The organism is Variovorax guangxiensis (genome assembly GCF_003952165.1).
In the GTDB taxonomy this organism is placed as follows: Bacteria; Pseudomonadota; Gammaproteobacteria; order Burkholderiales; family Burkholderiaceae_C; genus Variovorax; species Variovorax guangxiensis.
In genome coordinates this window covers 274,000-288,230 of record NZ_RXFT01000002.1, presented here as the reverse complement: position 1 = coordinate 288,230, position 14,231 = coordinate 274,000, and the positions used below count along the sequence as shown (strand labels likewise).

At 69.0% G+C, this 14,231-nt stretch carries 8 protein-coding genes; 1 reads left to right on the top strand and 7 read right to left on the bottom strand.

Going from position 1 to position 14,231, the window contains the following annotated elements:
- The first annotated feature begins 93 nt into the window (after positions 1-93).
- A complete protein-coding gene (locus EJP67_RS06895) occupies positions 94-1,161 on the top strand; it encodes an aldo/keto reductase (protein ID WP_126020930.1) in 1,068 nt (355 codons plus the stop codon).
- A gap of 68 nt (positions 1,162-1,229) precedes the next feature.
- On the opposite strand, the gene EJP67_RS06890 is transcribed toward EJP67_RS06895, so the two are convergent.
- The 7 genes from EJP67_RS06890 to EJP67_RS06860 form a co-directional block, all read right to left on the bottom strand.
- Complete coding sequence (locus tag EJP67_RS06890) at positions 1,230-1,604, bottom strand: DUF3325 domain-containing protein (RefSeq protein ID WP_126020928.1); 375 nt, start codon at positions 1,602-1,604, stop codon at positions 1,230-1,232.
- Positions 1,605-1,609: 5 nt separating this feature from the next.
- Positions 1,610-3,286 carry a PepSY-associated TM helix domain-containing protein gene (locus tag EJP67_RS06885; protein ID WP_126020926.1) on the bottom strand — a complete coding sequence of 559 codons (1,677 nt, stop codon included), beginning with the start codon at positions 3,284-3,286 and terminating at the stop codon, positions 1,610-1,612.
- A complete protein-coding gene (locus tag EJP67_RS06880; protein WP_126020924.1) occupies positions 3,283-3,588 on the bottom strand; it encodes a DUF3649 domain-containing protein in 306 nt (101 codons plus the stop codon). The genes EJP67_RS06885 and EJP67_RS06880 overlap by 4 nt, the downstream gene beginning before the upstream one ends.
- A gap of 155 nt (positions 3,589-3,743) precedes the next feature.
- Positions 3,744-5,096 carry an esterase-like activity of phytase family protein gene (locus EJP67_RS06875; RefSeq protein ID WP_126020922.1) on the bottom strand — a complete coding sequence of 451 codons (1,353 nt, stop codon included), beginning with the start codon at positions 5,094-5,096 and terminating at the stop codon, positions 3,744-3,746.
- Positions 5,097-5,175: 79 nt separating this feature from the next.
- Positions 5,176-7,539, bottom strand: coding sequence for a penicillin-binding protein 1C (gene pbpC / locus EJP67_RS06870; RefSeq protein WP_240650546.1), 2,364 nt, complete (start codon positions 7,537-7,539; stop codon positions 5,176-5,178).
- 78 nt (positions 7,540-7,617) lie between these two features.
- Positions 7,618-13,638 (bottom strand): alpha-2-macroglobulin family protein, encoded by a 6,021-nt coding sequence (locus EJP67_RS06865; RefSeq protein ID WP_126020920.1) that lies wholly within the window; start codon positions 13,636-13,638, stop codon positions 7,618-7,620.
- 122 nt (positions 13,639-13,760) lie between these two features.
- Complete coding sequence (locus tag EJP67_RS06860; protein WP_126020918.1) at positions 13,761-14,231, bottom strand: DUF2269 family protein; 471 nt, start codon at positions 14,229-14,231, stop codon at positions 13,761-13,763.

Sequence of the window (14,231 nt, the reverse complement as noted above, 5' to 3'; positions counted from 1 at the left end):
AAGCAATCGCGCAAATACCTTCCAGGTCATGGCGATGCGGCCCTCGCGTCGCCGCTTCAACCTCGCAACGCAAGCACGAAAGGAATCTGCATCATGAAGCTGGACGACTACATCACCCTCGGCCGCTCGGGCCTGCGCGTCAGCCCCATGTCGCTGGGCACCATGACCTTCGGCCAGGAATGGGGCTGGGGCGCCGACGCGGGCGAGTCGCGCCGCATGTTCGACCTCTACGTGGAGCGCGGCGGCAACTTCATCGACACCGCCAACTTCTATACCGACGGCAGTTCGGAGCGGCTGCTGGGGCAGTTCATCGCCGACAGGCGCGAATCGGTGGTGGTGGCCACCAAGTACTCGCTGAACATGCAGCCGGGCAACCCGAACGCGGGCGGCAACCACCGCCGCAACATGGTCCGTTCGGTGGAGGCCAGCCTGAAGCGGCTGGGCACCGACTACATCGACCTGCTGTACCTGCACATCTGGGACGGGCTCACGCCCTTCGAGGAAGTGATGCGCGCCTTCGACGACCTCGTGCGCTCGGGCAAGGTGCTGTACGCGGGCATCTCCGACACGCCGGCCTGGCAGATCGCGCGCATGCAGACGCTGGCCGAGCTGCGCGGCTGGGCGCCGCTGGTCGCGCTGCAGATCGAGTACAGCCTGATCGAGCGCACGGTTGAGCGCGAGCTGCTGCCGATGGCGCAGGAACTCGGCCTGGGCGTGCTGGCGTGGTCGCCGCTGGGCAGCGGCGTGCTCTCGGGCAAGTACACGCGCGCCGACCTCGACCATCGCAACGCCCCGGCCTCGGGCGTGAAGGGTTCGCGCAAGGACGTGGCCGTGGGCAACGGCGCGCTCAGCGCCCGCTCGCTGGAGATCGCCGAAGCGGTGGGGCAGGTCGCGAAGGAGCAGGGCCGCTCGAGCGCGCAGATCGCGCTGGCGTGGCTGCTGCAGCGCCGCGCGCCGACGGTGATGCCGATCATCGGCGCGCGCACCTTCGCGCAGTTCGAGGACAACCTCGGCGCGCTCGAGGTTCAGCTCGACGCCGATGCGCTGCAGCGCCTGGAAGCGGCCAGCGCCGTGTCGATGGGCTTCCCGCACGACTTCATGGCGCTGCCGATGACGCAGGGTGTGCTCTCGGGCGGCAGCTCGGTGCGGCGGCCCGCATGAAGCCGCGCGGCTTTATGTTTAGGCGGCGGAAGGCGCGATGAGCGGGCAGGCGCTGCCCACCGCCTCCGTCACGGCGTGAGCGGCGCGGACGACGGCGGCAAGAGGCTCGCCAGCAGGCTGCACAGCGCGACGGCCGTGGCCGCGAACGCGATCCAGTGAAAGCGGCGCGGCGCATAGCTGAGCAGCCCCACGGTCGACCACGCAGCCGCCGTGAGCGCACCCAGCCAGAGCACCCAGCCGATCGCGCTGCCCGCCGCGCGCAGGCTGGCGCCCAGCGACAGGCACAGCAGCAGCGCTCCGCCGAGCTGCAGCCAGCGTCGCCACGGGCCCGGCGTGCTGCCTCGCCCATAGACGTCCTCGCTGTGGCGGTCCATCGCGAGGCTCAGCGCGCAGAAGCCCGCGAGTGATGCGGCGAACACGAGGGAGAGGAGGGACGAATCCATCACCGTCACGAACCCTGGCCCGACGGGGCGAGCGTCGACGACTGCTGCGGCTGTTGTGGCGATGGCGGCAGTTTCTTCTCTGCCTGCTGCCTTGCAGCCATCGACTTGCGCCGCTTGCGCTCGACGATCCACACCGCGCCCGCGAGCCCCAGGCCCAGCGCGATCGCGACGAGGTCGAAGCCCGCCACCGCGCTCGGTCCGGCGCGCAGGCTGACGGTCAGCGGTGCAGGGCCGGTGAACGCATTGAGCACCGGCAGCAGCACAAAGAGCAACGCGCCAGCCGCGAGCTGTGCCTGCCACATGCGCAGCGTGGGCCGCAGCAGGCCGAGCACTGCGGCCGCGCCCCAGACGATGAAGAACCAGCGGATCTCCGCCTCGCCGCGCTCGGCCATGCCCACCGGCAACAGGCGGTTGGCCCAGAAGAAGGCGGCCATCGCGACGGGCAGGCCGGCGATGGCGCCGAGATTCAGGCCGTCGACCAGCCGCAGCCCGATGCTCACGCGCCCACCCTGCTTGAGCGTCTTCGCGAACTTCTGGCGCTCCTTCACGGCCCACAGCAGGAGCCCCGTCGCCACCATCAGGCAGCCCGCGAGCCCCGAGAGGAAGAAAAGCGCGCGCAGCAGCGGATCACCGAAGCGCGCGATGTGCAGGCCATAGAGCACGCCGCGCGTTTCGGCCGCGGGCTTGGGCACGTCGCCGTAGGCGCCGATCAGCGCGCCAGTGGTGCCGTTGAAAAGCATCGATGGCTTGTCGTAGGAGAGCTGCGGCCCCTCGGCGCGGGTGAGTGCGACGACCGCGTTGGCGTCGTTGGGCTGGTGCACGGTGACGCGACCGACGGGAGCGCCGTTCCAGTGCGCGGAGGCCTGCGCCATCATCGGCGCGATGGGCGCGAGCGGGACCCTGTTGCCCGAGGCCTTGACCTGGTCGCGGCCGCCGCCGGGAAAGACCTCGGAGAAGAAGGCCTGCTCGCCGCCGCGATCCTTGTAGGCCGCCTGCGGCGCCCAGGGCATGTACATGAACATCAGCGTGACCAGGCCCGTGTACGTGATCATCAGGTGGTAGGGCAGCGCGAGCACCGCCGTCACGTTGTGCGCGTCGAGCCAGGAGCGCTGGCCCTTCCTCGGGCGGAAGGTGAAGAAGTCCTTGAAGATGCGCTTGTGCGTGACGATGCCGCTGAAGATCGCCACCAGCATGAACATCGCGCAGAAGCCGACGATCCATCGCGCCCACAGCGCGGGCATGTAGTGCAGGTCGAAATGCAGGCGGTAGAAGAACTCGCCGCCGCGCGTGGCGCGAGCGGCGGTGAGCGCCTCGCCGGTGGCGGGGTCGAGCGAGACACGGTCGAAGCGGCGGCGCGGCTTGTCACCGGGGGCGGCAGTCGAGGCGGGCGTGGCGAGAAACAGCACGTCGGTCAACGGCTGGCGCTCGGTCGGCAGGTTGATGAACCAGCGCGGGCTGCCGACACCGTGCTTCTGCAGATAGGCCACCGCGCCCTCGGCCGCCTGCAGCGGTGGCACCGGGGACTGGGCGACCGCATGCAACTCGGGCTTCATCCAGAAGGTGATCTCGTCCTTGAAATACGAGGCCGTGCCGGCCGCGAACACCATGAACAGCACCCAGCCGACCAGCAGGCCCGACCAGGTGTGAAGCCATGCCATCGACTGACGGAAGCCCTCCTTCACGCGGCGCCTCCGGTGGCATGCATGAGCCACGCGAGCAGGCCCAGCACGGCCGCGGCAGCGGCGAGGCCCGACCACGCACGCGATGCCGTACGCGCCGCGAAGACCCACATCACCGCGAACGCGAAGACGGCAAAGGAAGCGAGCAGGCCGGTCATCGTGGCCTCGCTGCGGGCCATGCCGAAGATGGCGGGCAGGCTCAGCGCGAGCACGACGGAAGACAGCGCCGCGACGCCGTAGCCGCCGGCGATGGCAGCCACGGCGCGCGAAGCCACGCCGAGGCGATGGCGGACGCCGACAGTCACGACGCGCGCCGGACGGCGTGCGAGGTCGTTCGGAGATTCATGGAAAAAGGGAGGAGAGATCCGAGAAGATGAGAATGATACTCATCTGGAAAGAACTTTTCTCTACCACCCCGCCAGCGATCCGGGACATTGCCGCCCGGACGCGTCCGCGCCGCCTACTTCGCCTGCAGCAGCGCCCCCGCCTCCAGCAGCACCAACTCGTTGTCGTCCGCCTTGTTCGGCTCGCGGCTGCTCGAGAACGGCAGGTTGTTGTCGTTGCCGACCACGATGTGGGTGGCGTCGACCACGTCGACGTTCTCGATGGTGAAGAAGGGGAACTTCAGCACGCCGTCGTTCAGGGGCTTGCGTGCGAGCTTGTCCGGGTCGGCGATGTTCAGCAGGTCGATGTAGCCGATCTTGCGCACCGGGCCGCCCACGTTGGCATCGCTGAGCTCGACCTTGTAGACGCGCTTGAACCTGGCGATGTCGTGGAAGCAGTCGGTGCGCTTCTGGCCTTCGGGGCAGGCCTTGTCGCTGGTGCCTTCGCCGTTGTCGCGCTCGATGATGAGGCCCGTGCTGCCGTCGATCATGTTGAAGTCGCCGATGGCGTTGCCGTTGGCTTCGAGCACGTATTTCCAATGCCGGCCGGTCCACTTCTCGGTGGCGATGTCGAATTCCAGAACGCGCAAGGCCTCCTTGCCCTCGACCTTCTCGTAGTCCTTGGCCTCGGCGTTCCACACCGGGCCTTCGAGCAGCGCATACAGCTTGCTGCCGTCCTTCGACGAGGCCATGCCCTCGAAGCCCTTGGAGCGCTTGATCTGGAAGTCGACCGCGCCGCCCGGAGCGCCGGGCGTGGTCACGGCCGGATGGTCGGGCGAGCGCACGGCCTTGCCGTCGACCAGCGTGTCGTACACGGCGAGCACCTTGCCCTTGAGGTCGGCCTTGATGAGGAAGGGGCCGAACTCCTCGCCGATCCACAGTGCGCCGCCGGCGAACTGGAAGCTCTCGGGGTCGAAGTCCGAGCCCGTCAGGTAGCGCTGCTTCGTGCCTTCATGGACGATGCGGAAGGGCACCTTCTTGTCGGGGTCGTGCAGGAAGACAGTCTCGATGCGGTTGAACTTGCCGCTCCTGAAGTCCACCTTGTAGTGGTTCAGGTAGAGCATGAAGTCGGGCGAGTTGGCCTTGGCGCCGGCGCCGTTGTCGGTGAGGATCCAGAAGCTGCCGTCGTCCATCTTCTTGATGCCGGAGTGGCCCTGCAGCGGCTGGCCCTTGAAGGGCAGCGACACGCCGGTGCCGCGGCCGCCCGAGAGGCCTTCGACCGTGCCCACGGCCTCGACGCGCTTGCCGGTGGTGAACTTGCCGCTGACCTGCAGGTCGGCCGGCGCATCCTTGGGCGCCGCGACGAAGCTCTGCGCTGGCAGCACCGCGTGGCCGGCGAGCGTGGCGGGAAAGGCGGTCTGCGCCTGGACTGCGGTGCATGCGAGGGCGGCAGCAAGGGCGGCGAAGGACAGGGGAGCGAAACGCGTCATGAGCGGGAAAGGTTCCAAGTCGAAAACGCGTGACCATGCCGGCAAGGAGTGACGCGGCCATGACATGCCCCGCGCGACTTCAGGGCGCGATGTCGACCGTCACCTCGCGCGACTCGGCGCGCCCCTGGTCATCGACCGCGCGCAGCAGGTAGCGCCGCCCGGATGACGCGAGATCGGGCATCCATGTGATGCCTTCGCCCGGCGCGGCGCGGCCGATGAGCGCGTCGTCCGCGAACCAGTAGATCGCCTGCGTGCCGGCCCCGGCCTCGGCGCGCAGCACCAGCGGCTCGGGCTTCTTCGCGCGCAGCGTGTGGCGCACGCCGCGCAGCGGCGAGGTGATGAGGGGAGCACTTTCCGTTGCGTCACCGTCCGTTTTCTCGCAGCCGTCCGCGGGCGCACTCGCGCGCGGCAGCCCGGCCTGCCGGAACAGCCGGCGCATGTCGCTGCCCCATTGCTCCACCACCTGCTGCCGCGCGTTGGGCTGCGGGCCGCAGACGACCTTGCCCGTGGTCTCGTCGACCCACACCGCGCGATGCAGGTTGCTGACCTGGATCGGCGACTTGCCCGCGATGAACCAGGTCATGGTGCGCACCGGGCACAGCGCATCGGGCAGGCCGCCCGTCGCCGCGCAAACCTCCACCTGGCGCAGGTCGGGCGGCCGGCGCGATGCCATCTCGCCCGGGTCCAGCCGCTCGGCGCGCAGCGCGTCGACCATGCGAAGGAAGAGCGGCGCCGCGGCATCCACGCCCACCAGCGCCGGATTGCTGCTGCCGTCGAAATTGCCGACCCACACCACCAGCACGTGGCGGCCGAACACGCCGGCCGTCCATGCATCGCGGAAGCCCCAGGAGGTGCCCGTCTTCCATGCGATGGCCGGGCGCGCGGGCAGCGTGGTGTCGGGGCGCGGCGTGTGGCGCAGCATGTCGAGCGTGATGAACGAGGCCTCTTCGCTCAGCAGGCGCAGCGGCTGCACGGGCTTCTCGTCGGGCTGGGGCTGCGTGTAGCGGATGGGCTGCGAGATGCCGCCGTTGGCCAGCGTCGCGTACATGCCGGCCAGCTCCTCGGGCGTGACCTCGCCGCCGCCCAGCACCAGCGCGAGGCCGTAGTGCTGCTCGCTCTGCAGCTTCTGCACGCCCGCCAGCCGCATGAAGTCGTAGAGGCCGGGCTTCGAGAGCTTCGCGGCCACGGCCACCGCGGGCACGTTGCGGCTGCGGATCAGCGCCTCCTGCGCCGGCAGCGGTCCGGCGAAACGGTGGTCGAAGTTCTCGGGCGTGTAGGGGCCGAAGGAGGTGGGCGCGTCCTTCAGCATCGTCTTCTGGTGCAGCAGCCCCTGGTCGAGCGCCAGCGCGTAGATGAAGGGCTTGAGCGTGGAGCCCGGCGAGCGCTTGGCCAGCACGCCGTTGACCTGGCCCGAGATGGCGTCGTTGCGGAAGTCGGCCGAGCCGATCATCGCGCGCACCTGCATCGTCGACGCATCGAGCAGCAGCGCGCTCGCGTTGTTCATGCCCACGTCGGCGTGCGCGCGCAGGTATTGCGCCATCACGCGCTCGAGCGTGACCTGCATGCGCAGGTCGATGGTGGTGCGCACCTCCTGCACGCCGCGCTCCTGCGCGAGCAGCATGTCGGTGGCGTGAGGCGCGAGAAAGGGCAGGCTGCCGCGCGACTGGGCCGACAGCGCGAGCTGCGCGTCGGGCGCATGCTGCTTCGCCGCGGGATCGCGCTCCGCCCACAGCGCCGACAGGCGCTCGCGCGCGGCCTGCAACTCCGCGTTGCGCCCACGCTCGGCGATGCGCTTGACGGGGTTCTGCGGAATCACCGCGAGCGTCAGCGCCTCTGGAAGGCTGAGCTTCGCAGCGTCCTTGCGGAAGTAGATGAGGCTGGCGGCCTGCACGCCCTCGATGTTGCCGCCGTAGGGCGCGGTGTTGAGATACGCCTCCAGGATGTCGTGCTTGCTGAAGCGGGCCTCCAGCCACAGCGCCGCGAAGATCTGCGCGACCTTGCCGGTGGGCGTGCGGCTGTCGATGCCGTACACGCGGCGCGCGAGCTGCATCGTGAGCGTGGAGCCGCCCTGCCTGCGCTCGCCGCTGGCGATGCGCCATGCGCTGCGCACCAGCGCGGCAGGATTGACGCCGGGGTGCGCGTAGAAGCTCCGGTCTTCGTACAGCAGCACCGCGTCGACCAGCGTGGGCGAGATGCGCTCCAGCGGCACCCAGAGCCGGTATTGCTCGTCGGCGGCGAGCGTGAGGCGCATCAGCTCGCCGCCTTGCGCGTAGACGGCGCGCGAGCTGCCGACGGTTTCGCTCAGCGGAGCGTGAGGCCACAGGCGCAGCAGCGCGAGCAGGAAGACTACGGCTGCGAAAGCGATGACTGCTCTCTTCCTCCCTCTCCCCCTGGGAGAGGGCTGGGGTGAGGGCATCGGCGACGGATCGAGCGCGGGGGTCATGGGGAGCGCCGCACCCTCACCCTCACCCTAGCCCTCTCCCGCACGCGGGAGAGGGGACAAGGCGCGGGCGCGTCATGATCAATTCGCCACCACCTGGAAGCGCGCACCCGCCGAGCGCGAGAACACGCGACGGTCGTACATCGCCTCGCCGTACGCCGCCGGCACCACGTAGTCGCCCACGTTGGTGGCGCGGGCCTTGTAGGTCACCTCGAGCAGGTCCTTGCCGACGCCGCCATAGAACACGACGCGGTCTTCGCGGATATCGGCGTACTGCACCTTCCACGATCCGCCGCCGCCCAGGCGCTTCTTCCAGATCGGTGCGTCGGCATTGGCATCGTCGTCGTCGCCCACTGCCTGCAGCACAGGCTCCAGGCCGCCGGGCAGCACGTCGACCAGCGCCACGTCGTTGATCTGCGCGCGCTCCAGGCTGCGTACGCGCACCCGCACCGTGACCTCTTCGCCGAGCTTGGCCTTGGTGACGGGATTGCCCTTGGCGTCGAGCACCTCGTGGAAGATCTCCAGGCCCTTGTTCACCGGCGTTGCGGGCAGGTTGCGCTCGAAGCCCTGCTCGGCCCAGCTGTAGTAGAGGTTGAAGTCGCTGTCGTTCGACAGCTTCAGCTTCGCGGTGCCGGCCGGCACCGAGGCACGCGTGATCGGATTCACCGCACCCAGCACGAGCGCAGCGGCCTGGCCTTGCGCATTGACGGTGCTCGCCGAGAGCTTGCCTTCCACGTTCTGCCCCACGGCCTCGAAGTAGGAGTCGACCGCCAGCAGCATCGACGCCGACGACAGGCTGTTGTACCAACCCTCCCGCACCATCTGGGCCATGCCCTCCCACACCGCGGGCTTCAGCGTCTTCAGGCGCGAGGGGAAGTGGCGGCCCACCAGGTGCAGCGTCATGCTGTCGTGCACCAGCGGGTCGTAGTAGGCGCCCCAGGCGTTGCGGCGCTGCTTCTTCTCGGTGCGCGCGAGCAGATCGGACCACACCGGGTCGAGCAGCTCGTTGGCCACCTGCTCCTGCTTCACGAGCTGGTAGCTCGCGGCGAGGTACACGGCGCCGAGGTCGTCGCCCCAGCCCACGCCCTGCCGCGACATCTGGTTGCGGCGGGCCTCGCGCAGGTTGGCGAGCGCGGCCGGCGCGACGATGCCCTGGCGCGTCAGCAGGTAGGCGGCCTGCGTGCGCTGGCGCCAGCCGTCGAGCGTGTTGTCGCCGCTGCCGAGCCAGCCCTGCAGGTAGGTATCGGCCTTCTGCAACAGGTCCTGCGGCACAGGCAGCTTGTGGTCCTTGGCCTCGACGAGCAGTTGCACCGCGTAGAGCGTCGCGAAGGGGTCGGTGCCGGCGCCGGGCCACAGCGAGAAACCGCCGTCGGCCGTCTGCCGTGCGCGCAGCTGCACCAGGTAGCGCTCGAAGGTCTTGCGCGCCTCGGGCAGCGGGCCCTGTTCGGCGGTACGGCCGCGCGACATTTCCTTCACGAGCTCGGGTCGGCCCGAAAGCAGCACCGCCGGGAAGGTCTGGCTGGTGATCTGCTCGGTGCAGCCGTGCGGATAGGCCTCCAGGTACTGCATCAGACCGGTCGCGAAGGCCCAGGGCGCGGCCGAGACGGCCACGTCGCTCTGGCGGAAGTTCGGGTACAGGTCGGCCTGGCTCGAGAGTTCTCCCGCGCGCTGGAAACTGCCGGCCTGCACCAGCGTGACGAAGGGCGACGCGGGCCGCACGCTCACCTCGGTGGACAGGCGCGCGCTGTAGTTCTTGTGCGTCGATGTGAACACCAGTGCCGAGGAACCCAGCACCGCCTGCTCGCCCGGCTTGGCGCGCACGTTGAACTTGGTGCTGGCTTCGCCGCGCTCGTTGACCTTGAGCGTCTGCGTGGCGTCGCCCACCACCTCGAGCCCGCCCGAGGCGGTGAGCGTGAGCGCGATGGGCGCCTCCTTGCCCGAGCCGACGATGTTGTTGGCCAGGCCCACGCCCACCTCGACGGTGTCGCCGGGCGCCATCGCGAGCGGTGCGTTGGGCAATATCACCATGTCGCCGCGCACCACGGTGCGGGTGCTCTTGGCAGCGGTGGTCTCGTCGTTCACCGCCACGGCCATCACGCGCAGGCTGCCGTTGAAGCTCTCGGGCACGGTGTAGCTGAACTCGCGGCTGCCGCTCACGTCGACCAGGCCCGACCAGTAGGCCACCGGCTTGTCGCGCTTGCGCTTGAACGGGTTCAGGTGCTTGCCGAGCTCGCCTTCGCCGTCGCCGCCGGGCGCGGCCCCTTGCATGAGCTTCTTGAACTCCGGCAGGATCAGGTCGAGCGTCTGCAGCGTGCCCACTTCGAGCGCACGCTTCTGGAAGAAGTGCTTCAGCGGGTCGGGCGTCTTGTAGCGCGCCACCTGCAGGATGCCCTCGTCCACCGCGAACACCACGGCGCGCGTGGGCTTGTCGCTGGTGAGCTTCATCTTCACGGTCTGCCCCGGCTTCACCAGCTCGCTGCTGGTGAGCTGCAGGTTGGCGGTGCGCCTGGTCAGCGCGGTGGCGAAGGGCACCACGCCGTACGACAGCGGGCTCATGTAGACCTCGTCGGAGGCCGGGTCGCGCACGAAGTGCACGTTGATGTAGCCGGTGCCCTCGAAGTCCTTGGGCACGGTGATCTTCTGCACCGAGGCGGTCTTGTCGGTCTTGAACCACGCATGGGCGTAGACCTTGTCGCGCTCGATGGTGATGAGGCCCGCGCCCACGTACGGCGCGCGAATGCTCACCGAGATCTCCTGGCCCGGCTCGTAGTCCTTGCGGTCGAGCGTGAGCTGCAGCTCGGCGTTGCGGTCGAGCGAGCGCGACACGTTGGCGTTGCCGGCCACGCTGTATTCCACGCGGTTGAGCTCAAGCCCCTGCGCGTTGCGCACCACGTAGGCGAAGTTGCCGGGCGCGGCGGTGTCCAGCGCCACGTTGTTGCCCGCGGCCGCGATGGCGAAGGGCTTCTCGTCGAGCACGATCTCCTTGCGGCGCGACTCGTAGCGGTACAGGCCGTTGTCCTGCTTGATGAGCACCGACAGCACCTTGCGCTCCACGCGCTCGATCTTCAGTTCGGCCACGGCCGTCTTCTTCGCGCGCGGGTCGATGGCGATCACCGTGGCGTTGCGCGCGGCGCCCTTGCTCACGTAGCTGGTGTCGCCGTCGACCTTCACGCCGACGAGGTAGGGCAGGTCGCTCACCAGCGTCTGCGCCTCGGCCGACACGCTGCGTCCACCCTCTGGCTCGAAGGCCTTGGCGAGCACGTGCACCTGGTAGGTGGCGGCGTCGAAGCGCGACAGGCGCAGGTCGAACTCGGCCTTGCCGCCTGCGCTGGTCTGCACGCTGCCCAGGTCGTCCACCTGCTTCTCGGTGGCGCGCTGCGGGTCGAAGAAGGCGTAGTCGGTGAAGGCGCGGAATACCGGGAAGCCGGGGCTCAGCGTGAGCGTGCCTTCCACCTTGCGGTCGGGCGCGGGCGTGCCGAAGAGGTTCTGCACGTCGATCTGCGCCTTCAGGTCCTTGGGGCTCACCCAGCCTTCGGCAACTTCGCTGCTGAGCTTCGCCGTGACCTTGGTGCGGTCGGGCAGGAACTCCTGCACCTTCACCGTCGTGCTGCCGATCAGCAGGCTCTCCACCTCGGGCGCGCCCGGCGACGACTGCCGCGGCAGGTAGAGGTTGACGGCGTAGTTGCCGGTGGGCGAGGTGTCCTGCGTGGTGTGGGCGATCTCGGCCGCGCCGCCGGGGCCGAGCCTGAGCTTCTCGCGCCGCACGCTGAGGCCGCGTGCGTCGATGATCTCGGCCTCCAGCGGCAGGTCGCGCAGCGAGGTTCCCCAGTTGCCGGCCTTCACCATCATCGCGATGTGCATGGTGTCGCCGGGGCGGTAGATGCCGCGGTCGCTGAAGAGGTAGGCCGTCATCTGGTTCGGCACGCCGGCCGCGCGCAGGCCGCCGACGTCGAAGCGCGAGATGTCCAGCGTGCGGTCGCTGCGGTTGAAGGGCAGGAAGCTCAGGTCGCCGTCCTTGCGCACCACCAGCACCACGGGCGCCTTCTCGCGCTGGTAGCCGGCCAGGTTGGGCAGTTTGGCCGCGCCGGTGGCGTCGGTGGACTGCGACGCGACGATCATCCCGTTGCGGCCCCACACCTCGACCAGCGCGCCCGCCACCGGCTGGCCGCTGGCGATGCTCTGCACGAACACGTCGCGCGTGCCGTCGAGCGACTTCTTGGCGACGATGCCCAGGTCGGTGACCAGCACCAGGCGCTGGTCGATCTGCTGCTCGGGGCTGCCGCCTTCGCCGTTGTTGCCGCTACCTTCCTCTTCGGAAGACTGCTCTTCCTGCTGCTGTGCCTCCTCGGGTCGAGCCTCGCCTTCGGGCTTCTTCTTCGCCTTCGGGTCGTAGCCTTGCACCTTGAGCAGGAACACGCCGCGGCGGTCGGTCGCGTCGCTGCGCAGGTACTCGGCGAAGTCGACGGTCTCGTAGTGCGCCTTGCCGGCGGGGATGCTCAGCGGAATCTCCTTCTGGAAGCGGTCGACGAGGTTGTCCGACTGCAGGCCGCCGTAGAACTGCGGATGCGCGAAGTCGCCGCTGGTCTGCGTCACCAGGTGCTGCAGTTGCTGCGGCAGCAGGCGGCCGATTTCCAGGCGGATGCCGGGCAGGTCGCGCACCAGGATCGGCAGCTTGCGCTCGCCGGAGAGCGCGAGCAGCGAGCCCTGGCTCATGATGCTGAGCTCGGGCGCGAAGGTCTTGAGCAGGCGCACGTCCTGGAACGCGGCGCCCAGCTGGTAGCCGCCGGGCGTTTTCAGGCCCTTGGCCACGCGCACCAGCAGGTAGCGGCCGCCTTCGGCCTGCGGCATGCGGAAGCTGACCATCTCGGTCACCTCGCGCTCGCTGGCGATGGGCTGCAGGTTGAGCTTCTTCGCGCGTCGCAGCACGGCGTCGGTCACCTTCGCCGGATCGGCGGACCAGTCGAACTTCTCCTCGGGATCGCCCTTGGCTTCCTCCGTGGCGGGCAGCAGCCAGGCCTGCACCACGCGCGCCATCTCGCGCTCGTGCACCGGCATGGACGCGCTGACCTGCATCACGTGCTCGGGCTCGCCGTTCTCGCCGGTGACGATGGTGGGCTCGATGCCGGAGATGGAAAGGCTGTAGAGGCCGGGGATGTCGACTGCGCGAGACAGGTCGTTGCGCAGTGCCGGCCCGCCCTTCTGGGCGACCGCGCCGGCCGTGAGGCTGAGGATCGCGGGCCGGTTCTTCTCTGGAATCGGCAGCGGCTCCGACTGCAGCGTGGCGATGAGGCGCAGCTTGTCGTAGCTGACGGTGAACTTCTCGCTCGCGCACTTGCCCACGCTGAAGAAGGAGCTGCTGCAGGGCTGGTCGTAGGTCAGCACCAGGCGCTTCTCGAACTCTGCCGTGTTGACGGGGTGAGAGAAGCGCACCTGGAAGAGCGCTCGGCGCACGTTGGCCTGGACCGGGTCCTGGTAGAACTCGGCGCCGATGAACTGCGCGGTGAACTCGGGAGAAGTGAACTCGTACTTGCGCTGCGCCAGTTCGATGTGCGGCGCAAGGGCGCTGTCGGCGATCTGCACCTTGTACGGCTGGCCGATGGGCCAGTCCTGCGCGGGCAGGAATTCGAGGCGGTTCTGCTTTGTCCACGTCCAGCGCCCGGCAATGGCGGGCTCGATGCTGACGCCGATGGCTTCCTGGCCGATGCGCGCGATGGGCGCGACCGAGGCCGAGAAGTTGATGACGAAGGGATTCGGCCCCCTGTCGAGCTCGATCTGCGTGCGCTGCGGCGAGTCGGACTTCGCGGTGGCGACCACGGGCTCGACGCGGTCGGGCGTGAGGCCGTGCCACCACTTCATGACATGAGGATGGGCAACCCAGCCGGCCAGTGCAAGCAGCACGAGCAGCACCAGCCACGCAAGCCGCTGCTGCAGCCACTGCAGCCCGAGAAGAAGGAAGGCGCCCAGGATGCGCAGCCAGCCCGGTGGTCGCCAGGAACCGATGAGTCCGCGGGCCAGCGGACGCAGGAAGCCGAGCGCGCGGCCCAGCCCGGTGAAGAACACGTCGCTGATCGACGCGAGTTTTCTGTTGGCGACTTGAAGCATGGAGGCTCCCACTGTGTTTTTGTTGGCGCCCGCGAGTCTGCGAGCCATCTGTGAAGCAATCGCGCTGTGTGTGAAGTCTTGGTGAAAACCGCACAGGCCCGCGCCGGGCCGCATTCAACGATTCATAACTGGGGCTTGTTCACCATCAGGTAGAACACGACCACCATGGCCGCGAAGGCCGGGTAGCCCAGCAACTCCCACCAGCGCTGGTAGCGCGCATAGAGCGGCGGCAGCGGCGCCGCATCGCGATGCGCCTGCGCCGCGATCGCCGCCATGCGGATCTGCAGCCACACCACCGGCAGCCAGCAGGCCCCCGCGAAGACGAACAGCGCCAGCGAGACCGCGAGCCACGGCGTGGACAACGGCCAGCCCGCCATGTGCGCCAGCGCGAAGCCGGTGGCCGGCTGGAGGATGACGGTGGGCGTGGTGAACCACCAGTCGGCGCGCACCACCAGCCGGCTGACCACCGCCTGCGCGGGCACGATGCCGCTGCGGTTGGCGAAGAACATGTAGAAGGCCGAGCCCAGCCCCGTGCCGACCATCAGCACGCTGGAGACGATGTGCAGCCACTTGAGGACGAGGTAGGTGTTCAT

Bases quoted from the DNA above. Each gene is read 5' to 3' on its own strand.
- EJP67_RS06895 (WP_126020930.1), top strand. From the start codon at position 94: ATGAAGCTGGACGACTACATCACCCTCGGCCGCTCGGGCCTGCGCGTC.
- EJP67_RS06890 (WP_126020928.1), bottom strand. From the start codon at position 1,604: ATGGATTCGTCCCTCCTCTCCCTCGTGTTCGCCGCATCACTCGCGGGC.
- EJP67_RS06875 (WP_126020922.1), bottom strand. From the start codon at position 5,096: ATGACGCGTTTCGCTCCCCTGTCCTTCGCCGCCCTTGCTGCCGCCCTC.
- pbpC (WP_240650546.1), bottom strand. From the start codon at position 7,539: ATGACCCCCGCGCTCGATCCGTCGCCGATGCCCTCACCCCAGCCCTCT.
- EJP67_RS06865 (WP_126020920.1), bottom strand. From the start codon at position 13,638: ATGCTTCAAGTCGCCAACAGAAAACTCGCGTCGATCAGCGACGTGTTC.
- EJP67_RS06860 (WP_126020918.1), bottom strand. From the start codon at position 14,231: ATGAACACCTACCTCGTCCTCAAGTGGCTGCACATCGTCTCCAGCGTG.